20 protein-coding genes are annotated in these 22734 nt (G+C 74.3%); 14 read left to right on the top strand and 6 right to left on the bottom strand.

Annotation, left to right across the window (positions count from 1 at the left end; all coding sequences use genetic code 11):
* Window positions 1-55: 55 nt before the first annotated feature.
* Window positions 56-385, bottom strand: a complete 330-nt coding sequence (locus DER29_RS26850) for a hypothetical protein (protein ID WP_121400443.1) — start codon at window positions 383-385, stop codon at window positions 56-58.
* A 179-nt stretch (window positions 386-564) separates the two neighbouring features.
* On the opposite strand from DER29_RS26850, the gene lpdA reads away from it, so the two are divergent.
* From lpdA to DER29_RS26815, 7 genes are all read left to right on the top strand, one after another.
* On the top strand, window positions 565-1956 hold the full coding sequence (gene lpdA, locus DER29_RS26845) for a dihydrolipoyl dehydrogenase (RefSeq protein ID WP_121400903.1): 1392 nt from the start codon (window positions 565-567) through the stop codon (window positions 1954-1956).
* A gap of 66 nt (window positions 1957-2022) precedes the next feature.
* The gene (sucB, locus tag DER29_RS26840; protein WP_121400442.1) at window positions 2023-3849 is read left to right on the top strand and encodes a 2-oxoglutarate dehydrogenase, E2 component, dihydrolipoamide succinyltransferase; all 1827 of its coding nucleotides are present in this window, start codon (window positions 2023-2025) and stop codon (window positions 3847-3849) included.
* Window positions 3850-4058: 209 nt separating this feature from the next.
* Window positions 4059-5390, top strand: coding sequence for a low temperature requirement protein A (locus tag DER29_RS26835; RefSeq protein WP_121400441.1), 1332 nt, complete (start codon window positions 4059-4061; stop codon window positions 5388-5390).
* An 86-nt stretch (window positions 5391-5476) separates the two neighbouring features.
* Window positions 5477-5746 (top strand): type II toxin-antitoxin system Phd/YefM family antitoxin, encoded by a 270-nt coding sequence (locus DER29_RS26830; protein WP_121400440.1) that lies wholly within the window; start codon window positions 5477-5479, stop codon window positions 5744-5746.
* Window positions 5736-6152, top strand: a complete 417-nt coding sequence (locus DER29_RS26825) for a type II toxin-antitoxin system VapC family toxin (RefSeq protein WP_121400439.1) — start codon at window positions 5736-5738, stop codon at window positions 6150-6152. The genes DER29_RS26830 and DER29_RS26825 overlap by 11 nt, the downstream gene beginning before the upstream one ends.
* A gap of 107 nt (window positions 6153-6259) precedes the next feature.
* Window positions 6260-6739, top strand: coding sequence for a hemerythrin domain-containing protein (locus tag DER29_RS26820; RefSeq protein ID WP_121400438.1), 480 nt, complete (start codon window positions 6260-6262; stop codon window positions 6737-6739).
* A gap of 67 nt (window positions 6740-6806) precedes the next feature.
* Window positions 6807-7730 carry an LLM class flavin-dependent oxidoreductase gene (locus DER29_RS26815; protein WP_121400437.1) on the top strand — a complete coding sequence of 308 codons (924 nt, stop codon included), beginning with the start codon at window positions 6807-6809 and terminating at the stop codon, window positions 7728-7730.
* Here the strand turns inward: DER29_RS26815 and DER29_RS26810 are convergent.
* Window positions 7727-8095, bottom strand: a complete 369-nt coding sequence (locus tag DER29_RS26810) for a MerR family transcriptional regulator (RefSeq protein ID WP_121400436.1) — start codon at window positions 8093-8095, stop codon at window positions 7727-7729. The genes DER29_RS26815 and DER29_RS26810 overlap by 4 nt on opposite strands.
* 51 nt (window positions 8096-8146) lie before the next feature.
* Here DER29_RS26810 and DER29_RS26805 point away from each other — a divergent pair, with 51 nt between their 5' ends.
* Both DER29_RS26805 and DER29_RS26800 read left to right on the top strand, forming a co-directional pair.
* A complete protein-coding gene (locus DER29_RS26805) occupies window positions 8147-9148 on the top strand; it encodes an aldo/keto reductase (protein ID WP_121400435.1) in 1002 nt (333 codons plus the stop codon).
* A 44-nt stretch (window positions 9149-9192) separates the two neighbouring features.
* Entirely contained in the window at window positions 9193-10092 is a 900-nt protein-coding gene (locus DER29_RS26800; RefSeq protein ID WP_121400434.1) for a TIGR01777 family oxidoreductase, read from the top strand.
* A gap of 18 nt (window positions 10093-10110) precedes the next feature.
* Here the strand turns inward: DER29_RS26800 and DER29_RS26795 are convergent, their stop codons facing one another.
* The gene (locus DER29_RS26795) at window positions 10111-11370 is read right to left on the bottom strand and encodes a PHB depolymerase family esterase (RefSeq protein WP_121400433.1); all 1260 of its coding nucleotides are present in this window, start codon (window positions 11368-11370) and stop codon (window positions 10111-10113) included.
* Window positions 11371-11532: 162 nt separating this feature from the next.
* Here DER29_RS26795 and DER29_RS26790 point away from each other — a divergent pair, with 162 nt between their 5' ends.
* The 3 genes from DER29_RS26790 to DER29_RS26780 all read left to right on the top strand — a co-directional run bounded on the left by DER29_RS26790 (window position 11533) and on the right by DER29_RS26780 (window position 14492).
* On the top strand, window positions 11533-13353 hold the full coding sequence (locus tag DER29_RS26790; protein WP_121400432.1) for a DUF2079 domain-containing protein: 1821 nt from the start codon (window positions 11533-11535) through the stop codon (window positions 13351-13353).
* A 101-nt stretch (window positions 13354-13454) separates the two neighbouring features.
* On the top strand, window positions 13455-14096 hold the full coding sequence (gene lipB / locus DER29_RS26785; protein ID WP_121400431.1) for a lipoyl(octanoyl) transferase LipB: 642 nt from the start codon (window positions 13455-13457) through the stop codon (window positions 14094-14096).
* Window positions 14097-14099: 3 nt separating this feature from the next.
* Window positions 14100-14492, top strand: coding sequence for a VOC family protein (locus DER29_RS26780; protein WP_121400430.1), 393 nt, complete (start codon window positions 14100-14102; stop codon window positions 14490-14492).
* 137 nt (window positions 14493-14629) lie between these two features.
* Here the strand turns inward: DER29_RS26780 and aspS are convergent, their stop codons facing one another.
* Window positions 14630-15916, bottom strand: coding sequence for an aspartate--tRNA(Asn) ligase (gene aspS, locus DER29_RS26775; protein ID WP_121400429.1), 1287 nt, complete (start codon window positions 15914-15916; stop codon window positions 14630-14632).
* 423 nt (window positions 15917-16339) lie between these two features.
* On the opposite strand from aspS, the gene lipA reads away from it, so the two are divergent.
* A complete protein-coding gene (gene lipA / locus DER29_RS26770; RefSeq protein WP_121400428.1) occupies window positions 16340-17389 on the top strand; it encodes a lipoyl synthase in 1050 nt (349 codons plus the stop codon).
* Between the two features lie 64 nt (window positions 17390-17453).
* Window positions 17454-19295: a hypothetical protein gene (locus DER29_RS26765; RefSeq protein ID WP_121400427.1), complete on the top strand. Its 1842-nt coding sequence runs from the start codon at window positions 17454-17456 to the stop codon at window positions 19293-19295.
* 72 nt (window positions 19296-19367) lie between these two features.
* Here DER29_RS26765 and DER29_RS26760 read toward each other — a convergent pair whose 3' ends face one another.
* Both DER29_RS26760 and DER29_RS34725 read right to left on the bottom strand, forming a co-directional pair.
* On the bottom strand, window positions 19368-22265 hold the full coding sequence (locus DER29_RS26760; RefSeq protein WP_233600177.1) for a helix-turn-helix transcriptional regulator: 2898 nt from the start codon (window positions 22263-22265) through the stop codon (window positions 19368-19370).
* A 207-nt stretch (window positions 22266-22472) separates the two neighbouring features.
* A complete protein-coding gene (locus DER29_RS34725) occupies window positions 22473-22643 on the bottom strand; it encodes a hypothetical protein (RefSeq protein WP_199729562.1) in 171 nt (56 codons plus the stop codon).
* Between the last annotated feature and the right edge of the window lie 91 nt (window positions 22644-22734).

Raw genomic sequence — 22734 nt, 5'->3', positions numbered from 1 at the left:
ACCAACCGGTACGGGACTCACATACATCCTCACTGACTCACATACATCCTCACTGTCAGAACAGCTCGGGGCGGCGCTTGCGGCGCTCGTTGTAGTCGCGCATCCGCTGCGGGTAGCCCATCAGCCGCACGTCGTAGACCGGGATGCCCATCCGGTACGCGAAGCGGCGGGCGCCGTCGGGGCCGTCGATGCGGCGGCGGGTCCACTCCCCGTCGTCGGCGATCAGCATGACCGTGGTCTCGGTGACGGTGGTCCGCGGCTCGATGTACGCCTCGACCCCGCGCCGGCTGCGGACGAAGCCCTCGAGGTGCTCCAGGTCGGCGCGGTCGGCGGCCCGGTCGAGGCTGACCGCCCGGGTCTTCTTGCGTCGCCGGAACAGTCCCACCGAGCGTCTCCCCCTCAGGTACGTCATCGAAGCCAGTGCCAAGCGTACGTGTCACGGACGTGTCGTTGGGCACCTCACTACGCGGGCGGCGGGCGGTGGTGACAAGATGACCGAGGTGGGGTGTGCCCGTGTTGCCCCGCCGTGACCCCCGAAGCAGCGACGCGACCTGGGAGTTGGACGTGAGCGAGCCGAACGACGCAACCTTCGACATCGTCATCCTCGGAGGTGGCAGCGGCGGCTACGCGACCGCCCTGCGCGCCGTCCAGCTGGGCCTGAAGGTCGCGCTGGTCGAGAAGGGCAAGCTCGGCGGCACCTGCCTGCACAACGGTTGCATCCCGACCAAGGCGCTGCTGCACGCGGCCGAGATCGCCGACCAGACCCGCGAGTCGGAGCAGTTCGGCGTGAAGGCCGAGCTGGTCGGCATCGACATGGCGGGGGTCAACGCCTACAAGGACGGCGTGATCTCGCGGCTCTACAAGGGCCTGCAGGGCATGCTCAAGGGCAACAAGTCGATCACCATCGTCGAGGGCCACGGCAAGCTGGTCGGCAAGAACGTCGTCGAGGTCGACGGCAAGCGCTACACCGGCCGCAACGTCGTGCTGGCCTCCGGTTCGTACGCCAAGAGCCTGCCCGGCCTGGAGGTCGACGGCGAGCGGGTCATCACCAGCGACCACGCGCTCACCCTCGACCGGGTCCCGGCCTCGGCGATCGTGCTCGGCGGCGGCGTGATCGGCGTCGAGTTCGCCAGCGTGTGGAAGTCCTTCGGGGTGGACGTCACGATCATCGAGGCGCTCCCCCGGCTGGTCGCGGCCGAGGACGAGGAGTCCTCGAAGGCGCTGGAGCGGGCGTTCCGCAAGCGGAAGATCAACTTCAAGGTCGGCAAGCCGTTCGAGAAGGTCGAGAAGACCGACAAGGGCGTCAAGGTCACCATCGCCGGCGGTGACACCGTCGAGGCGGAGCTGCTGCTGGTCGCCGTCGGCCGCGGCCCGAACACCGCCGACCTCGGTTACGAGGAGCAGGGCGTCAAGATGGACCGCGGCTACGTGCTGACCGACGAGCGGCTGCGCACCAGCGTGCCGAACGTCTACGCCGTCGGTGACATCGTGCCCGGCCTCCAGCTCGCCCACCGGGGCTTCCAGCAGGGCATCTTCGTGGCCGAGGAGATCGCCGGCCAGAACCCGGCCGTCATCGACGAGGTCGGCATCCCGCGGGTCACCTACTCCGACCCGGAGCTGGCGTCGGTCGGCCTGACCGAGACGAAGGCCAAGGAGCAGTACGGCGCCGACAAGGTCAAGACCTACAACTACAACCTGGGCGGCAACGGCAAGAGCCAGATCCTCAAGACGGCCGGCTTCGTCAAGCTCGTCCGGGTGGAGGACGGCCCCGTCGTCGGCGTGCACATGGTCGGCGCCCGGGTCGGCGAGATGGTCGGCGAGGCGCAGCTCATCTACAACTGGGAGGCGTACCCGGCCGAGGTGGCGCAGCTCGTGCACGCCCACCCGACGCAGAACGAGGCCCTGGGCGAGGCGCACCTGGCGCTCGCCGGTAAGCCGCTGCACGCACACGCCTGATCACGACAACCGCGGCGTCCGGCGACGGGCGATGATCCCACCAGGGGAATGAAGGAGTCTTTGAAGATGCCGGTATCGGTCACCATGCCCCGGCTCGGTGAGAGCGTCACCGAGGGCACCGTCACGCGCTGGCTCAAGCAGGAGGGCGACACCGTCGAGGTCGACGAGCCCCTGCTCGAGGTGTCGACCGACAAGGTCGACACCGAGATCCCGTCCCCGGCGGCGGGCGTGCTGAGCCGGATCGTGGTCGGCGAGGACGAGACCGCCGAGGTCGGCAGCGAGCTGGCCGTGATCGCGGGCGAGGGCGAGTCCACCGGCGGCGGCGAGACCGCCCCGCAGCAGGAGGAGCCGGCCGAGGAGGCCGCCGAGGCCGCCGAGGAGCCGCAGGCCGAGGCGGAGCAGCCGGCCGTCGAGGAGCCGCAGGAGAAGGCCGCGCCGGCGCCGTCGGGCGAGGGCACCCCGGTCAAGATGCCGGCCCTCGGCGAGAGCGTCACCGAGGGCACGGTCACCCGCTGGCTCAAGCAGGTCGGCGACACCGTCGAGGTGGACGAGCCGCTGCTGGAGGTCTCCACCGACAAGGTCGACACCGAGATCCCGTCGCCGGTGGCCGGCACGGTCCTGGAGATCAAGGTTCCCGAGGACGAGACCGCCGCGGTCGGCGCCGACCTGGCCGTGATCGGTGCCGCCGGCGCCGCCCCGGCCGAGGCGAAGCCGAAGCCCGACCCGAAGGCGGAGGCCAAGCCCGAGGCCAAGCCGGAACCGAAGCCCGAGCCGAAGGCCGAGGCCAAGCCGGAGCCCAAGGTCGAGGAGCCGACCCCGGGCATGTCGTACAACGAGCCGTCGGCGGAGGCCGAGACCTCGGCGCAGCCCGCGCAGGCCGAGCAGAAGGCCGTGCCGTCGGCTGCGGCCCCGCAGCGCCCGTCGGCGCCCGCCCAGGGCGGCGAGGAGGCCGCCGGCTACGTGACCCCGCTGGTGCGCAAGCTGGCCAGCGAGCACGGCGTCGACCTCTCCTCGGTCAACGGCACCGGCGTCGGCGGCCGGATTCGCAAGCAGGACGTGCTGGAGGCGGCGGAGAAGGCGAAGGCCGCCAAGGCCGCGCCGGCCCCGGCGCAGCAGCCCGCCGCGGCGGCGGCCCCGGCCAAGCCGGCCGCCAAGCCGCAGCCGAGCGCCAAGCGCGGCACCACCGAGAAGCTCCCCCGGATCCGCGCGACGATCGCCAAGCGGATGCAGCAGTCGCTGCACGAGATGGCGCAGCTGACCACCGTGGTCGAGGTGGACGTCACCAAGGTCGCCAAGCTGCGGGCGCGGGCCAAGGAGTCGTTCCAGCAGCGGCACGGCGTCAAGCTGTCGTTCCTGCCGTTCTTCGCCCTCGCGGCGGTCGAGGCGCTGCAGGCGTACCCGATCGTCAACGCCAGCATGGACCTCGACGCCGGCACGATCACCTACCCGGACTCGGAGCACCTCGGCATCGCCGTGGACACCGAGCGGGGTCTGATGGTGCCGGTGATCCACGGTGCCGGCGACCTGAACCTGGGCGGCATCGCCAAGCGGATCGCCGACCTGGCCGAGCGCACCCGGACCAACAAGATCAGCCCGGACGAGATCGCCGGGGCGACCTTCACGCTGACCAACACCGGCAGCCGCGGCGCCCTCTTCGACACCCCGATCGTGCCGTCGCCGCAGTCGGCGATGCTCGGCACGGGTGCCGTGGTCAAGCGTCCGGTCGTGGTCAACGACCCGGAGCTGGGTGAGGTCGTCGCCGTCCGGTCGATGGTCTACCTGGCCCTGTCGTACGACCACCGGCTGATCGACGGCGCGGACGCCGCCCGCTTCCTGGTCGCGGTCAAGGAGCGGCTGGAGTCGGGCAACTTCGAGGCCGAGCTCGGCCTGTAGTCCCGCGCGACGGCACGAAGGGCGCCCCGGTCACCGACCGGGGCGCCCTTCGCCGTCCGGCCCGCCCGGCCGGCCGGGCTGCACGCCGTTCTGGTTCCCGCCGCCCGTCCGGCCCGCCCGTCGCCTGGTTCGCCCGCCGCCCGGCCCGCGCGCCGCCGGGCTGGCGCGATTCCGGCCCGGCGGGGACGGGGCGCTGCCAGAGTGGTTGGGTGGGTGTCATCCGGTGGCGCGAGCGGCTGGGACCGGCCGTCGCGATCGCCCCCGGCGCCCGGGTCGACCGGTTCGAGGTCTTCTTCGACCTCGTCTTCGTCTTCTCGTTCTTCATCATCACCCGGGCCACCGCCGCCAACATCTCCGGTTGGCAGCTCGGGCACGCCCTACTCGTGCTCGCCGTGCTCTGGTGGTGCTGGGTGGTGCACTGCGTGGTCGCCACCCGGGTCCGGCTCGGTGAGGGCTTCGTCCCGGTGCTGATGGTGATCGGCATGGCCGCGCTGTTCTGCTTCGCGCTGTCGCTCCCCCAGGCGTTCAGCGACGCGACCGACGTCGCCGCCGGGCCGATGGTGGTCGCGCTCAGCTATGTGGTGATCCGGGGCGTGCACCTGGCGCTGTACTGGCACGTCGCGCGGGAGAGACCCGGGGAGCGGCGGCTGCTGCTGAAGTACTCCCCGGAGATGGCGGTCAGCACCCTGCTGCTCATGGCCGCCGCGTTGATCCCGCCGCAGGTCGAAGACCCGGAGCGGGCCGCGATGCTGCGCGACGGGCTCTGGGTCAGCGTCGTCGTGCTCCAGTACGGCATGGGCCTGGTCGCCGGCGCCTGGGGCTGGATGGTGACCTCCGCCGAGCACTGGACCGAGCGGTACGACCTCATCCTGATCATCGCCCTGGGCGAGTCGGTCATCTCCGTCGGCGTCGGCAGCAACCTGCTGGGTCAGCCTCCGACGTGGCCGGCGGTCGCCGCGGCCGTGCTCGGCATCTTCTTCACGGCCGCGCTCTGGTGGGCGCACTACGACGTGATCGCACCGGCCGCCCGGATCGCCCTGCACGCCGCCGAGGGCCGGCCCCGGGTCTCGATGGCCCGGGACGCGTACGCCTACATGCACCTGCCGATGATCGCCGGGATCATCCTGTTCGCCCTCGGCGCCGAGGAGATCGTGCACCAGGTCGCCGACCCCGAGGTGCCGGTCGGGGACCCGACGCACGGCCCCGGCGTCCTGCTCCTCTTCGGCGGGGTGATCTGCTACCTGGGCGCGAACATGCTCTTCCAGTTCCGTACGTTGGGCACCGTCTCCTGGACGAGGGTCGGCACGGTGCTCGTGCTCGCCGCCGGGATCCCCGTCGGCCAACGGCTGCCCGGGCTGGCCGCCCTCGCCCTGCTCACCGCGATCTGCATCGGGCTGGTGGCCGTCGAGGCGGTGGTCATGGCGGACTCCCGGCGCGCCCTGCGCGAGATGGTCTTCGAGGAGAAGACCAGCCACGAGGCGCACGAGGCCGCCTGGCGCGGCCGCTGGCGCGAGCCCACCCCGGACGAGCCGTCGACATGACCTGCCAGCCCACCCCGATGTCACGCCCCTCGGCCCGCGGCGTCGGTCGTGTAGCACCTCGTAGCACAGCCGACTAGGATTACGCCGTGACAGAGCACGCTCACCGGGAGATAACGCAGCGCGAGCTGCGCAACGACTCGGGCGCGATCATGCGGCACGTCGAGTCCGGCGAGTCCTTCGTCATCACGCGCAACGGCACCCCCGTCGGAAAGCTCATCCCGCTCCGCCGGCGCACGTTCGTCCCGCGGGCGGAGGTGCTCGCCGCCTTCGCGACGGCCCCCGTGCTCGACGGCGAGAGGTTCCGCGCCGACATCGACTCGTCGGTCGAGCAGGACCCGTTCAGCCGTGAGTGGTGAGGCACCGGTCCGTGGCCTGATCGACACGAACGTCGTGATCCATCTCGGCGCCCTCGGCCCGGAGGACCTGCCAGAGGAGATGGTGATCAGCGCAGTGACGCTCGCCGAGCTCTCGGCCGGCCCGAACCACACCGACGACCGCGCCGAACGGGCCCGGCGGACCAGCGTCCTCCAGCATGCCGAGGCCGTGTTCGAGCCGCTGCCCTTCGACGCCGAGGCCGCGCGGGCCTTCGGCCTGGTCACCAGTGCGGTCCTGGACGCAGGGTGCACCACCCGCCGCCGGCTGGCGGACCTGATGATCGCCTCCATCGCGCACGCGAACGGCCTGTCGCTCTACACCACGAATCCGACCGACTTCGTCGGGCTGGAGGAGTTGGTCACCATCCGGCCCGTCCGTCGGCCCTGACGGGCACGTGTCCTCGCGCCTGCTGTCGTAGGCTGGCCGCAGCGTCGCGGTGCACCCGGCCAGGAGACCGCCGAGGGCATGGAGGCGCGGGACAGCATGGAAAACACATGCCTCCGTTCACGCCCGACGAGCGCCTGCGGGCCTTCGGCAACCAACTGATCGAGATCCACCTCTGGCTCCGCGAGGAGCTCGCCCGCCTGCGTGACGGGGTGGGCGACCCCGACGTACGGCCGAGGGACCTGCGGACCCACTGCCTGGCCTTCTGCGCGGCGCTGACCCGGCACCACACCGGCGAGGACGCCGGGGCGTTCCGGGTGCTGGCCGAGCAGGTGCCCGAGCTGGCCCCGGTGCTGCGCGAGCTTGAGGCCGACCACCACATCGTGGCCGAGGCCCTGCGCCGCATCGAGGAACTGTCGGGCGGTGCCGCGCCGCCCGACGAGGTGCGGGCCGAGCTGGACACTCTCGCCGCGCTGCTCGAGACGCACTTCGTCTACGAGGAGAAGAAGCTCGTGCACGCGCTCAACGCGCTGACCGCGGGCAGCACCGAGGGGCTCCTCGGGGTCCCCCTCCCGCCGCAGGACGGGTAGGTCTGCCGGTAGCAGAATCGCCGCCGTCGGGCTTTGTCGGCGGGCCCGGGCCCGGCAGGGTGGGCGCATGGCGATCTTCTCTCTCCAGGCGGTCCCGTCCGACGGCCCGGGCTGGCTGGACCTGGCCCGGCGGGCCGAGGCGGCCGGCTTCGACACCCTGTTCACCGCCGACCATCCGGGTTCGGCGGCGTCCCCCTTCGTCTCGCTGGCCGCCGCGGCGGCGGTGACCTCGACGATCGGCCTGGGCTCGTACGTCTCCAACGCCGGTGTCCGCGAGCCGATGCTGCTCGCCTCGGACGTGGCCTCCCTCGACCTGCTCTCCGGAGGGCGGGCCCGGTTCGGCCTCGGCGCCGGCCACACCCCGGCCGAGTGGCTCGCGGTCGGCCGGGAGCGCCCCGACGTCGCCGGGCGGGTGCGCCGCTGCCTGGCCGTGGCCGAGGCCGTCCGCGCCCTGCTCGACGGCGAGGAGGTCACCGTCGACTCCCCCGACCTGGTCGTGCGGGGCGCACGGCTGGAGGCCCCGCGCCCGGTGCAGCGGCGGATCCCGTTCACCCTCGGCACGGCGAACTCGGCGATGCTGCGCTGGGCCGGCGCGCACGCCGACGTGGTCGGGCTGTCCGGCCTGGGGCGCACGCTGCCTGACGGCCACCGGCACGACGTGCGCTGGCACGAGGCGGACATCGAGGCGCAACTGGCCTGCGTCGCCGCCGGGGCGGTAGGGCGGGCCGAGCCGCCGGTGCTGGAGTCGCTCGTGCAGCACGTCGTCGTCACCGACGACGCCGAGGCCGCCGCCGCGCCGACCGCCGAGCGGATCGGGCTGAGCGTCGCCGAGCTGCTCGCGACGCCGTTCGTGCTGATCGGCACCGAGGACGAGATCGTCGCGGCGGTCGCCGCGCACCGGCGCCGCTGGGGCGTCACCCGCTTCGTCGTACGCGAGGACGCGCTGGATGCGCTCACGCCGGTGCTGGCCCGCGTGGCCGCCGCCGGCTAGGACGCTCCCGGCAGCCGCTCGTAGAAGCGGATCTTCTCGCGGAGGTGGTCGTACTGGCGTTGGAGCAGGCGCATCTGCTCCTCGACCCGCTCCGCGTGCCGTTCCAGCAGTGCCTTCCGCTCGCCGGCGGTGTGGTCGCCGTCGCGGGCCAGCTCGGCGTAGCGGGACATCTCGGCGATCGGCATGCCGGTGTCGCGCAGGCAGCGGAACAGCACCAGCCAGCTGAGATCGTCGTCGGTGAAGATCCGCCGCCCGCCCGAGGTGCGCCCGACCCCGCTGAGCAGCCCGATCTTTTCGTAGTACCGGAGGGTGTCGAGGCTGAAGCCGCTGCGCCGCGCCGCCTCGGAGGGTGCGTACCCGCTCATTGCGGCAGCGTACTTGACCTGGAGCGCACTCCAGGTTGAACGCTGTGGGGCATGACGACGACACGAACTCTGGGTCGCAGCGGGATCGAGGTCGGCGCGCTCGGCATGGGCTGCTGGGCGATCGGCGGGCCACTGTGGGGCGACGGAGGGCAGCCGTTCGGCTGGGGCGAGGTCGACGACGACGAGTCGGTCCGCACCGTCCACGCCGCGCTGGATCTCGGGGTGACCCTCTTCGACACGGCCAGCAACTACGGTGCCGGGCACAGCGAGCGCGTCCTCGGCCGGGCCCTCGCCGGGCGCCGCGACCGGGCGGTGATCGCCACCAAGTTCGGCAACCGTGCCGACGAGGCGACCAGGCGGTGGACCGGCACCGACCCCAGCCCCGACTACGCGGTGTCCAGCCTCGAGGAGTCGCTGCGCCGGCTCGGCACCGACCACGTCGACCTCTACCAGCTGCACATCAACGACCTGCCGGTGCCCGCCGCGCTCGACCTGGTCGGCACACTGGAGGACCTGGTCGCCCAGGGCAAGATCCGGGCGTACGGCTGGAGCACCGACGACCCGGCGTCGGCCGAGGCGTTCGCGGCGGCCGGGCCGCACTGCGCCGCGATCCAGCACGACCAGTCGGTGCTGCGGGACAACGCCCGGATGCTGGCGGTGTGCGACGCGGCCGACGTGGCCGCCCTCAACCGGGGGCCGCTGGCGATGGGGCTGCTCACGGGCGCGACGCGGGCCGTCGGCCGGGACGACGTGCGCGGGATGGCCCCGGAGTGGCTGGTCTGGTTCACCGACGGCCGGCCCACTCCGCAGTGGGCGGCCCGGGTGGAGGGGATCCGGGCGGCGCTCACCGCCGACGGCCGTACGCTCGCCCAGGGCGCGCTCGGCTGGCTGCTCGCCCGCAGTCCCCGGACGGTGCCGATCCCGGGCTGCCGGACGGTGGCCCAGGCCGAGGAGAACTTCGACACCCTCGCCCTCGGCCCGCTGCCCGAGGACGCCTTCGCGGAGGTCGAACGACTCATGGCCGACCTCCGCCCGGTCCCGGCCGAGGGATGACCGCTCGGCGCAGCCGCGCCGGGCTGCGTACCCGAAGATGGGGCATGCGGATCCTCATGGCCGGCGCGTCCGGCTTCCTCGGCACCCGGCTGGTCGACCGGCTCACGGCGGACGGGCACCAGGTCACCCGGCTGGTCCGCCGGCCGCCGCGCGGCCGCGACGAGCGGCGGTGGAACCCGTCCGCCGCGCAGCTCGACCCGGCGGTGGTGGCGGAGGCGGACGCGGTGGTCAACCTGGCCGGCGCGGGCGTGGGCGACAAACGGTGGAACGACGGGTACCGCCAGCTGATCCGGTCCAGCCGGGTCGACACCACCACCACGCTGGCGATCACCATCGCCGGGCTGCCCCAGGCCGACCGGCCGCGGGCGCTGCTGAACTCCTCGGCGGTCGGCTGGTACGGCAACACCGGCGACCGGGCCGTCGAGGAGGACGCCCCGGCGGGCGAGGGCTTCCTGGCCGACGTCTGCCGGGTGTGGGAGGCGGCGACCCGGCCGGCCGAGGACGCGGGCGTACGCGTCGTGCGGCTGCGCATCGGGCTGCCGCTGCACCGCGACGGCGGGCTGCTCAAGCCGCAACTGCTGCCGTTCCGGCTGGGCATCGCCGGCCGGCTCGGCAGCGGCCGGCAGTGGCTGCCGTGGATCTCCATGGCGGACTGGCTGGACGCCACGCGGTTCGTGCTGGACCGCGACGACCTCGTGGGGCCGGTCAACCTGGTCGGACCGGCCCCGGTGACCAACGCCGAGTTCACCCGGGAGCTGGCCCGGCAGCTGCGCCGACCGGCGATCGTCCCGATCCCGGCGCTGGCGCTGAAGGTGGCGCTGGGTGGCTTCGCGCACGAGGCGCTGACCAGCACCCGCGTCCTCCCGGGCGTGCTCACCGGGGCCGGCTTCACCTACCGCCATCCGACCCTGGCCACCGCCCTGCGCGCCGCCCTCACCGAGTAGCGGCGCGCAGGTGCGGGATCAGCAGCCGATCACCCAGTGGTTGGGGCCGGTCTGCTTGAGGGTGCTGCTGTAGAAGGTGTTGTAGAGGCCCATCCGCTGGTTCGAGCCGTTGGCGTAGGCGTAGCCGCCGGACTGGTAGGCACGGCCGGCGGCGACGTGCGCGTAGTTGCTGGCCGTCACGCAGGTCGGTGCCGGGGTCGGGCTCGCGGTCGGGGAGGCGGTGGGGCTCGCCGTGGGGGAGACGGTGGGGCTCGCCGTGGGGGAGACGGTGGGGCTCGCCGTGGGGGTGGGGCTGGGGCCCGTTCCGCCGTTCAGGCCGAAGAAGACCGCGTCGTGGTACGCCGAGCAGATGGTGTCCAGCATGTACGCGGCGGCGGTGCCGCACTGCTCGGCCCCCGGGCCCGGGTCGACCGGGGTGCCGTGGCCCATGCCGGAGACCCGGTAGAGGCGGACGTCGTTGTTGCCGTACACCTCCAGGCTGGTGTTGGCGGGCAGCGACGCGGTGCTGGTGGGGGTCTGCGAGACGCCCCGGACGTTGGTCCACTGGTCGCGCAGCTCGGTGGCGTTGGCCGGTACGACGGTGGAGTCCGAGGTGCCGTGCCAGATGGCGACCCGGGGGCGCGGGCCGGTGTGCCCGGGGTACGCGGCCCGGACCAGGTTGCCCCACTCCTGCGGGGTCTTGTTCACCCCGCTGTACTGGCAGGTGCTGGTGGAGGCGGGCGGCGAGCAGCGGTACGGCAGGCCGGCGACGACCGAGCCGGCGGCGAAGACGTCCGGGTAGGTGGCCAGCATGACCGCGCTCATTCCCCCGCCGGCGGAGAGCCCGCTGACGAACACCCGGCGGGCGTCGGTGCCGTAGTTGTTCCTGGCGTGGTCGACCATCTGCTTGATCGACAGCGCCTCGCCGGAGCCCCGGGCGATGTCCTGCTCGACGAACCAGTTGAAGCAGCTCAGCGGCTGGTTGGCGCTGGACTGCTGCGGCACGATCAGGGTGAACTTCCACTGGTCGGCGAACTTCTGCCAGCCGGAGTTGGCGAAGTAGCCGGCGGCGTTCTGGGTGCAGCCGTGCAGCAGCACGACGGCCGGGGCTCCTGCCGGCAGGTTGTCCGGCCGGTACGCGTACATGGCGAGGTTGCCGGGGTTGGAGCCGAAGTTGGTGACCTGGGTGAGGGTGGCGGCCTGGGCGGGGGCGGCGACGGTCGCCACCGCGGCGGCGGCGAGGACCATCCCGGCGACCGCGCCGGTCAGCCGGGAGAGCAGGGACGGGGAGCGGCGCACGGGGGCCTCCTGGGGACGGGGTGTGAACTGGGTCACCCGCGAATTGCCGCGACGTTACGTCGATGTGTCGATGCTGTGACATGGGGCACGGTCACACATTCCGCGTCCGGAGGATGTGCGTCCTGACCGGCCTGCCCCGGTGCGGTTGGTAACGTCCGCTGCGTGCCGACCTCCCCGTCCCTGGCGCCTTCGCCGGCCTCGCCGCCCCGCGTCGTCCGCCACCGGCGGGCCGACCTGATCGTGGCGCTGGTCGCGCTGACACTCGCCGTCTGGGTGACCAGCGGGCTGTGGCAGGGCCCGAACACCCGCGCCATCACGGTCAACTCCAGCGACCAGGCGCTCTTCGAGTGGCTGCTGGCCTTCGGCGGCCACGCGGTGACCCACGGCGACAACCCGCTCTTCACCTACCTGGTCAACGTCCCCGACGGGGTGAACCTCGCGGTCAACACCTCGATCACCGTGTACGCGGTGGTCTTCGCGCCGCTGACGTACCTGATCGGGCCGCCGGCCACGTTCCTGGTGATCCTCACGCTCAACCTGGCCGCCACCGCGTTCGCCTGGTACTGGCTGCTCTCCCGGCACCTGCTCCGCAGCCCGCTCGCCGCCGCCGTCGGCGGACTGTTCGTCGGCTTCTCCCCCGGCATGGTCTCGCATGCCAACGCCCATCTGAACTGGACGGCGGGCTGGCTGGTGCCGCTGCTGATCTGGCGGACCTTCGCGCTGCGCCGCTCCCGGCACCCGCTGCGCGACGGCGCGATCCTCGGCGTGCTCGTCGCCGTCTCCTTCTCCATCGCCGCCGAGGGGCTCTTCTTCACCGCGCTGGCGCTCGGCGTCTTCGTCGCCGCCTGGGCGCTGCACCCGGTGCACCGCGCCGAGGCCCGCGCCGTGCTGCCGACCTTCCTGCGCGGCCTCGGGGTGACCGCCGTCGTCGCGGGGGTGCTGCTGGCGTACCCGCTGTGGCTGCACTTCGCCGGCCCGCAGCGCTTCCACGGCACCGGCTTCGACGCGATCATCCACTCCGAGGACGTCGTCGCGTACGCGGCGTACCCGCGCCGGTCGATCGCCGGGGAGGTGGGGCTGGGCACCCAGCTCGCGCCGAACCCGACCGAGGAGAACTCGTTCTTCGGCATTCCGCTGCTGCTGCTCGCCGTCGCCTGCTTCGTGGCGCTGTGGCGCCGGGCCGACGCGGCCCGCCGGGCGACGCTCTGGGCGCTGGGCGTGACGGCCGTCGTCTTCACCGTGCTGTCGTTCGGGCCCGTGGCCAAGGTCGACGGGCGTCGTTTCGACCTGCCGATGCCGTTCGACCTGCTCGGGCACCTGCCGGTGGTGAACGCCGCCCTGCCCGCCCGGCTGGCGCTGGTCGTGGCGCCGGTGATCGGGGTGCTGCTCGCGTACGCCGTGGACCAGCTCCGCGCCGATCCGCCCCGGCGCCGACCCGCGCGGCTGGCCTGGTGGGCGGGGTTCGCGCTGGCGCTGCTGCCGCTGGTGCCGACGCCGCTGCTGACCATCGAACGCGAACCGGTCCCGCGCTTCATCACCGCCGGGACGTGGCGGGAACACGTCTCCCCCGGCGGCGTGCTGACCCCGGTGCCGCTGACCCTCGACGTCTACCCCGACGGCCAGCGCTGGCAGGCGTACGCCCTGGCGCACCGGCAGGGCGAGTTCGCCATCCCCTCCGGTTTCTTCCTCGGCCCCGGCGGCCCCGACGGCCGGGGGCGGATCGGCCCGCCGCCGCGCCCGTTCGGCGCGCTGGTGGACCAGGCCGGCCGGACCGGGCTCGTGCCGATCATCACCGAGGGCAGCGTCCAAGAGGTCCGCGCCGACCTGCGGCACTGGCGGATCGAGACGATCGTGCTGCCCGACGAGGTGCACGGGGCGAAGTGGCCGGTCGACGAGGAGGCGATCCGGCGGACCGTGACAGCGCTGCTCGGCCCGCCCGAGCGGGTGGACGACGTGTGGCTGTGGCGGGTCCCGCAGGGCTGAGTCGTCGCCCCGGCCGAGCGCGGGCGCCCACCCGCCGCCGGGTCCCGCCGTGAGCCGCGTCACCGATGGTGACCGGCCGGTACGGGTCTAGGCTTGGCGGCGTGACCACGACGACCTCCGGCCTCACGGCCGTCCGCGCCGGTGTCCTCGACTACCAGGCCGCCTGGGACGAGCAGCGCCGGCTGCACGAGTCGGTGGTGGCCGGCGAGCGCGGCGACACCGTGCTGCTGCTGGAGCACCCGAGCGTCTACACCGCCGGCAAGCGCACGGAGCCGTGGGACCGCCCCATGGACGGCACCCCGGTCGTCGACGTGGACCGGGGCGGCAAGATCACCTGGCACGGCCCGGGGCAGCTGGTCGGCTACCCCATCGTGCGGCTGCCCGACCCGGTCGACGTGGTCGCCTACGTCCGCCGCACCGAGCAGCTGCTGATCGACGTCTGCGCCGAGTTCGGGCTGACCGCCGGCCGGGTCGAGGGGCGCAGCGGGGTCTGGGTGCCGGAGGACGACCGGGGCCCGGCCCGCAAGGTGGCGGCCATCGGCATCCGGGTGGCCCGCGGGGTGACCCTGCACGGCTTCTCCATCAACTGCGACTGCGACCTGGGCCACTTCGACCGGATCGTGCCCTGCGGCATCCGCGACGCCGGGGTCACCTCGCTGACCGCCGAGCTGGGCCGCCCGGTCACCGTGGCCGACGTGCTGCCGGTCGTCGAGCGCCACCTGCCCACCCTCGTCACGGCCTGACCGGTGCGGATCGACCTGGTCACGATCGTCGTGGCCGAGTACGACCCGGCCATCGACTTCTTCACCGAGGTGCTCGGCTTCGAGCTGGTGGAGGACTCCCCGTCGCTGACCAACGACGGCCGGCCGAAGCGCTGGGTGGTCGTCCGGCCGCCGGGCGCGCAGACGGGGCTGCTGCTGGCCCGCGCCGACGGCGACCGGCAGGCTCGATCGGTCGGCGACCAGGTCGCCGGCCGGGTCGGCTTCTTCCTCCAGGTCGACGACTTCGACGCCGTCCACCGGCGGATGGTCGAGGCGGGCGTCGAGTTCGTGAAGCCGCCGCGCACCGAGCCGTACGGCCGGGTCGCCGTCTTCCGAGACATCGCCGGCAACCTCTGGGACCTCCTCGGCCCGACCTGACCCCCACCCCACCCCACCCCGGCCCGCCCCACCCCCGGATCCGCCGTCGATCATGAGGTTGGCGGCACTGAAGGAGATCGACTTCGCCGTCAACCTCATGATCGACGGGTGGGGACCGGGGGTGAGGGGGGTGGGGGTCAGGGGGTCAGGCGGTGGAGGTCGCGGGGGAAGGCCGTGACCTCCCGGACGTTGGTCGCGCCGGTCAGGCGGGCCACGAAGCGTTCCAGGCCGATGGCGAAACCGCCGTGCGGCGGCATCCCGTGCCGGAACGCGTCGACGTAGCCGGCGTACGGCTCGACCGGCTCGCCCCGGGCGGCGAGCGCCGCCAGGTAGTCGGCGTGCCGGTGCAGCCGCTGCCCGCCCGTCACCAGCTCCAACCCTCGGAAGAGCAGGTCGAACCCGTTGGAGTACGCGGGCCGCGCCGGGTCCGGGTGGGTGTAGAAGGGTCGCTTCGCCATCGGGTAGCCGGTGACGAAGAGGAACTCCGAGCCGTGCTCCCGCCGCGCCCACTCCCCCAGCGCCCGCTCGTGCGCCGGGGCCAGGTCCGGCTCGTCCACCGGCGCTCCCCCGATCCTGAGCGCCTCGGTGAAGTGCACGGCGGGGATCTCGGCCGGCACGTCCGGGGCCGACACCCCGAGGGTGGCGAGCGCGGCCCCGGCCCGCTCGCGTACCGCGTCGAGCATGCCGGCCACGGTGTGCCGCAGCACGGCCATCACGTCCCGGTGGTCGGTGACGAAGCCCAGCTCGGCGTCGAGCGAGGTGTACTGCGCCAGGTGCCGGACGGTGTCGTGCGGCTCGGCCCGGAACACCGGACCCACCTCGTAGACCCGCTCGAAGACGCCGACCATGAGCTGCTTGTAGAACTGCGGCGACTGCGCCAGGTACGCGGGCCGGCCGAACCAGTCCAGCGCGAAGACGTTCGCCCCGCTCTCGGTGGACGAGCCGACCACCTTCGGGGTGTGGATCTCCACGAAGTCGCGGGCGTCGAGCGTGGCCCGGAACCCGGCCACCGCCGCCGCCGAGACGCGCAGCGCCGCCGCCCGGGTCGGGTGACGCAACGCGACGGGCGCGTGGTCGAGCTGCGTGGGCAGGCTCGCGGTGAGCGCCGGCCGGTACAGGTCGAACGGCGGCGGTACGGCGGGCGGGCCGAGCGGTCGTACCGCCGGCGCGGTCAGCTCGACCCCGGCGGGGGCCGTCGGGTTCGCGACCACCGTGCCGGTGACCTCGACGACCGTCTCCTCGGTGAGTTGCTCCACCTCGGCGCGCACGGCCGGGTCGGTGACCACCACCTGGGCGAGACCGGCGGCGTCCCGCACGATCAGGAAGGCCACCGACTTGAGCAGCCGGCGGCGGTGCACCCAGCCGGCGATCCGGACGGGCACGCCGACATGGGCGGAGAGTTGGGTGGAAAGGATGCGTTGCACAGCGGGCTGCTCCTCGATCGATCGCAACGCCTGCGCCGCCCTGGGGCGGCGAAGCATCGCCTCAGCCCCGGGAGGTGTGGGCGAGCGGGAAACCTCGCGGTGCCACCACACCTTCGCCCCCGCGTGCGGGGGCCTCGTTCGTCGCCTTTTCACCGGGGCCAGCCGGGCGGGCTCTACTGGGCGGGGAGCGGCCCGTCCGCGCAGTCGCGCGGCGCCGGCCACCCGCCGTTCTTCCCGCAGCTCGGGAGGGTCTTCGCGCGCCCGGTGCCAGACCGCCTCGCAGCAACCGGCGGCTCTCTTCAACTGGCGGGTCGGGGCGCTACTCGGCTCCGTCACAGCTCTGCCCGGCACGCTAGCAGCCCCACCAGGCTCCTGTGACGGGGTTTTCCCGGCCTCGGTGTCCGGCGTCACAAGACTGGTGGGGTGACGCCGGTCGCCCGCGCTACATCGACGGCGGCCGTCGGGCGTAGGCTCGGTTTTGTGACGATCGAGCACTCCGCGCCGACGACCGGCCAGGCAGCGCGCACGACGACGCCCGCCCCCGAGGGGCGGCGTCTCCTGCGGATCGAGGCGCGCAACGCCGAGACGCCGATCGAGCGCAAACCGCCGTGGATCAAGGTCAAGGCCAAGATGGGGCCGGAGTACACCCAGCTGCGCGGGCTCGTCTCGCGCGAGGGGCTGCACACCGTCTGCCAGGAGGCCGGCTGCCCCAACATCTACGAGTGCTGGGAGGACCGGGAGGCCACCTTCCTCATCGGCGGCGACCAGTGCACCCGGCGCTGCGACTTCTGCCAGATCGACACCGGCAAGCCGGCCGAGTTCGACGCCGACGAGCCGCGCCGGGTCGCCGAGTCGGTGGTCGCGATGGGCCTGCGCTACGCGACCATCACCGGGGTGGCCCGCGACGACCTGCCCGACGGTGGCGCCTGGCTCTACGCCGAGACCGTCCGGCAGATCCACGCCCTCCAGCCCGGCTGCGGCGTCGAACTGCTGATCCCCGACTTCAACGCGGTCCCCGAGCAGCTCGCCGAGGTCTTCGGCGCCCGGCCGGAGGTGCTCGCCCACAACGTCGAGACCGTGCCGCGGATCTTCAAGCGGATCCGGCCGGCCTTCCGCTACGAGCGGTCGCTGGACGTGATCCGGCAGGCCCGCGCCGACGGGCTGGTCACCAAGTCCAACCTGATCCTGGGCATGGGCGAGGAGCGCGCCGAGATCTCCCAGGCGCTGCGCGACCTGCACGACGCCGGGTGCGAGCTGATCACCATCACGCAGTACCTGCGCCCCACCCCCCGGCACCACCCCGTCACCCGCTGGGTCAAGCCGGAGGAGTTCGTCGAGCTGCGCGAGGAGGCCGAGGAGATCGGCTTCGCGGGCGTGATGAGCGGGCCGCTGGTGCGCTCGTCGTACCGGGCCGGACGGCTCTACCGGCAGGCGCTGGAGGCCCGCGAGGGCCTTCCGGTCACCGCCGGCTGATCCACCCGGCGACGCGCCGGGGTCGTTCGGCCACGGGCCGGCGGTCAACTGCCATGATCGGCTGATGACCGTCGGCGTACGCCAGCGGTGGCGCGCCGCGCGTCCCGCGCTCCCGCCCGACCGGCGACCCGTACTGCCGACGGTCCTCGCCGTGCTCGCCGTCGTGGCCGGGACCGGCTACCGCCTCGGCCTGCTGCTGCACGACGCGCCGCCGACCAACAGCGACGAGGCCACCATGGGGCTGGCCGCGCTGCACATCGCCCAGGGGCGGGAGTTCCCCGTCTGGTTCTACGGCCAGAATTACATGGGCACGCTGGAGGCGTACCTGGCCGCACCGGTGTTCGCGCTGGTCGGCCCGTCGACGCTCGGGCTGCGCCTGCCCACCCTCGCCCTGTACGCGGTCTTCGTCGTGCTCGCCTGGCGGCTGACGCTGCGGCTGACCGGGGACCACTGGTTCGCCCTGCTCGTCGTGGCGCTGCTGGCGCTGGGCTCGGACCGGGTGGTGAAGAACCAGCTCATCGCCGGAGGCGGGTACCCGGAGATGAACGCGGCCGGGGTGGCGCTCGCCGTGCTGGCGTACGACCTGGCGGCCGGCCGGCCGGGGCGCCGACTGCCGCGCTGGGCGGCGTGGGGCTTCCTGGCCGGGCTGATGGTCTGGGTGGACCCGCTGGTGCTGCCGTACGTGGCGGCGACCGGCGCGGTGCTTCTCGCGTACGGCCGGCGGGAGCTGCGCGGCCGGGCCGGTGCGCTGCTCGGTGCCGCCGCGCTCGTCGGGGCCGGGCCGTTGCTGGCGCACAGCCTGGCGGCGGGGCGCAACCCGATCGCGGCGGTGCTCGCCGCCGGAGGCTCCGGGCAGCCCGCCGGCTGGACGGACCGGCTGCACGGAGGGCTGGTGCTCGGCCCGCCCCTGGGCATGGGTTTCTGCTCCCCGAGCCACTGCACGCCCGGCCAGTTGTGGTGGGCGGTCGCCCTCCCGCTGCTGCTGTTCGCGGCCGCCCTCTCGGCCTGGCGCGCGTTGCGCCCACCCGTCGGGGATCTTGGACAGTTACCGTTCAGGGCCGACGACAACTGTCCAAGATCCATCGTGGCGACGGCCCCGGTGGGCGGGGCGGTCCGGCTCGCCCTGGTGGCCGCCGCCGTCGCGACGCTCGCCGTCTACACCGTCAGCAGCGCCGCCGGCCGCACCCCGGTGGAAAGCTCCCGGTACCTGTCCTGCCTGCTCATCTCCGTTCCGGCCCTGCTCTGGCCGCTCTGGTCGGCCGCCCGCCGCGCACTCCGACCGCGCACGGCCGGCACGGACACGACCGGCACGGACACGGCCGGCACGGACACGGCCGGCACGGTCACGGCCGGCACGGACACGGCGGGGCCAGGCCTGGCCGAAACGGGCACGGCCGGGGCAGGCATTGCCGGGGCAGGAATTGCCGGGGCGGACAGCGTCCGGACACGCGGTGGCGCCGGGGCCGGAGCGCGGTGGCGGGGCATGCCGGGCATCGCGGCGGCCGTGTTGCTCGCGGCCACGCTGGGCACCGCCGCCGTGGCCACCGCCGGCGCGGTCGACGCCGCGCCGACCGCCCGCGCCGCCGAGGCCCGGCACGCCGAACTGGTCGCCGCGCTGCGCCAGCGGGGCGTCCGGCACGTGTACGGCGGCTACTGGACCTGCAACCGGCTCACCTTCGCCACCCGCGAGGACGTGCTCTGCGCGGTCGTCGACGACGACCTGCGCCCGGGACACGACCGGTACCTGCCGTACCGCCGGGCGGTGCGGCAGTCGGCGGCGCCGGGCTGGGTCGCGCCGGCCGGTTCACCGCTGGCGGCCCACCTGGACGAGCGCCGGCGCGCCGACCCGGCGGCGCTCGACCTGGTCACCGTCCCGGGCTGGCGGATCTACCTGCCCCGCCCCTGACCGGCTCCTTCGCCCTGGTCCCACGCCCCACCGGGCCGGTCGCCCTCGACTGGCACCCGCCGGGGGACAGGATCAGCGGGGCGTGGTGGGCTCGCCGAGCAGGCCGAGGCGGTGGGCCAACGCGGCGGCCTCGACGCGGTTGCTCACGTCGAGCTTGGCGATGATCCGGGAGACGTGCACGCTGGCCGTCTTCGGCGAGATGAAGAGCCGCTCGGCGATGCGGCTGTTGCTGTGGCCCTCGGCGACCAGCCGCAGCACCTCCCGCTCGCGCAGGGTGAGCCGGTCCGCGCCGGGACGCCCCCGGGTCGCCCCGCGCAGGCCGACCCGGCGGGCCAGGGTGGCGGCCTGCGCCGCGAGCGGTGCCGCGCCCAGCCCGTCGGCGATCGCGGCGGCCTCGGCGACCGCCGCCGCCACCTCGTCCCGCTCCCCCGCCGCGGCCGCCGACTCGGCGAGCGACAGCAGCGCCCGCCCGAGGGGGTACGGCTGCCCGTCGGTGCGCCACGCGGCGACCGCCGTACGCCACGCCGCAAGTGCTTCGCCGCCGACGGCCAGGAGGGCCGCCACCTGGGCGGCGTGCGCCCGCTCGGCCGGGTGGCGGGCCGGCAGGCCGGCGGCGAGTGCGGACACCGCGCCGGCCAGTTCGGCGTCCCCGGTCCGCTCGGCGGTCCGGGCGACGGCGCTGAGCACCGGCCAGCCCTCCCGGGGAAGCTGCGGCAGGCGCTCGTCGGCCAGCGCGGCGTGTGCCGCGCGTACCGCGCCGGCCGGGTCGTCGGCCGCCAGCGCCGCCTCGATCCGCAGCTCCCGCAGCGGCAGCCGGTGGTTCGGCCACAGGTAGGGCCGGGCCAGGAAGGCCAGGGCACGGTCCACCAGTTCCTCGGCGGTGGGGTGGGCCCGGGCCAGCCGCAGCCCCGCGCGGAGCTGGAGCCAGTGCAGGCCGGACACGCCCGGCAGGTCGATCCGGGCCGCCTCCGCGCAGGCGGCGTCGGCCTCGTCCCAGCGGCCCAGGGCGATCAGCGCCTCGGCCTGGTTCGACAGCAGGTACGCGCCGGTGGAGCGGCTGACGCCGACCCGGCGCGCCTCGGTCGCCCCGGCGGCGGCCGCGTCGGCCGACTCGGCGTACCGGCCCAGCTCGAACAGCACGTCGGAGAGGTGGACCAGCGCGCTCACCAACGCCGGCGCCGAGCCGGCGGCGCGGGCCCGGTCCTCGGCCAGGCGCAGCCCGGCCAGGCGGCGCTCGGGTGACGGCTCGGTACGGCAGAGGATGGCGATCCGGGTCGGCAGCAGTTCCAGGTCGTCGCCGAGCGCGTCCACCGCCTGCGCCGCCTCCGCCGCGAGCGTCCCGGCCTGCTCGGGGTCGAGCCGGAACAGCTGCGCCGCGATGTCGGCGAGCAGCCGGACCCGTTCCGGCCCGTCCGGCGCCCCGCTGGACAGCCGGTACGCCTCCCGCAGCTCGGCCGCGCCGTCGCTCTTGCCGAGCATGGCGAGCATCCGGCCGCGCCGGTCCAGCAGCCGCGCGGCGCGCAGCGGCTCCGTCTCGACGTCCACCTCGGCGAGGGCGGCCCGGGTGAGGGTGAGCGCGCGCTGGTAGTCACCGGCGGTGGTGGCGGCGGCGATGGTCTCCTCCAGCACCGCGAGGTGGTCCATGTCGAGCCGGTCGGCCGCGTCGGACACCAGCTCCCACAGCTCCAGCACCCGTTCCAGCAGCCGGCTCTGCTCCGCGTACGCGTACCGGTCGGCGGCGGCGCGCGCCGCGGTGCGGGCGGTCACCAGGGCCCGGGGGTGGTCGTGCGCGGCGTACCAGTGGTGGGCCGTCTCGGCGGGGGCACGGCCGGCGGCGACCAGGTGCGGCTGGGCTTCGATGGCCGCCGCCCAGCGGGCGTGCAGCCGGGCGTGCTCGCCGGGCAGCAGCTCGTCGTGGACGGCCTCGCGGACCAGCGCGTGCCGGAACTCGTAGTCGCCCTCCGGGTCGGCCACCACGAGCTGGGCGGCGACGGCGGCGCGCAGCGCGTCCTCCAGCTCCGGCTCGGGCAGCCCGGCGACCTCGGCGAGCAGTTGGTGGGCGAACCGGGTGCCCCCGGCGGCGGCCATCCGCAGCACCCGCTGGGCGGCGTCGGGCAGCCGGTCCACCCGGGCCAGCAGCAGGTCGCGCAGTGTCTCGGGCAGGGTGCCGCAGCCGACCGGGCCGCCGGCCGCGGCCAGCTCCTCGATGAAGAACGGGTTGCCCTGGGTGCGCTGGTGGATGTCGTCGACCGCGCGGGCGAGCGGCTCGACGCCGAGCAGGTCCGCGAGGATCGCCCCGGTGCCGTCCCGGTCGAGGCGGCCCAGCTCGATCCGCTCGACACCACGGGCCCGGTCCAGCTCGGCGAGGAAGGGCCGCAGCGGGTGACCACGGTGCAGCTCGTCGGTGCGGTAGGTGCAGACCAGCAGCAGCCGGGCGGGGCGGGCGGCGCGCACGAGGAAGGCGATCAGGTCGCGGGTGGACCGGTCGGCCCAGTGCAGGTCCTCGATCACCAGCACCAGGGGCTGCCCGGCGGCGAGCCGCTGGAACAGCTCGGCGACCAGGTCGAACAGGTAACCGCGCGGAGCGTCCGGGACGAGTGCGACGGCGGGCGCGGCGACGCCGGCCGACCCCCGGGCGAGCTCCGGCAGGAGGCGGGCGAACTCGGCCTCGTACCCGTCGAAGACGCCGGGGCCGTCGCGGCGCAGCACCGCCCGCAGCGCGGCGGCGAACGGCGCGAAGGGCAGCCCGGCCTCGCCGAGTTCGAGGCACTGGCCGACCAGCAGCCGCGCCCCGGCCTCGGTGGCCGACCGGCCGAACTCCTCCAGCAGCCGGGTCTTGCCCACCCCGGCCTCGCCGCCGACCAGGACCGTGGTCGGTTCCCCGGCGCGGGCCCGGCCCAGGGCGTCGCGCAGGGCCGCGATCTCCCGCTGACGGCCCACGAGGACGGTGCTGGCGGCGCGTACGGTCACGGCTCCGAGCATGCCACGGCCCTCGCCGCCGCCGGCTCCGCTGACCGGGCGGTCAGCGGAGCGCACCTGGCGCGGGGCGCGGGGCGGGTGATCGGCACGCTCGGGCCTGTCGCTGGCCGGCCCGCACGCCGTCGTCCCGTCCACGGCCGGCCCGCACGCCGTCGGCCCCCGGCGGGTCGGTGGCGACCGCCGGGGGCGCGGGGCCGCTCACCGACGCGCGTCGCCGGCGCGTCCCGGGTGATGCCGCCGACTGAGCCAGTCGCGCGTGGTGCGGCGCGGCAGGGCCCGGGCGAGCCGGTCGACCGCGGCCTCGGCGTGCAGCTCGGCGGCGTGCGTACGGTGGATCGAGAGGATGAAGTCTGCGTCGTTGCCGAACATGTGGGGCTCCCTGCGGTCGTCTTCGGCTGTCGACTCCGACTCTGCGCGCGAAGGCGCCCCGGGGGCATGGGTCCGCCGCCCGATCTTCGCC

Origin of the sequence: Micromonospora sp. M71_S20 (assembly GCF_003664255.1) — a bacterium.
Lineage (GTDB): Bacteria > Actinomycetota > Actinomycetes > Mycobacteriales > Micromonosporaceae > Micromonospora.
This window is presented reverse-complemented; position numbering and strand designations above follow the sequence as displayed.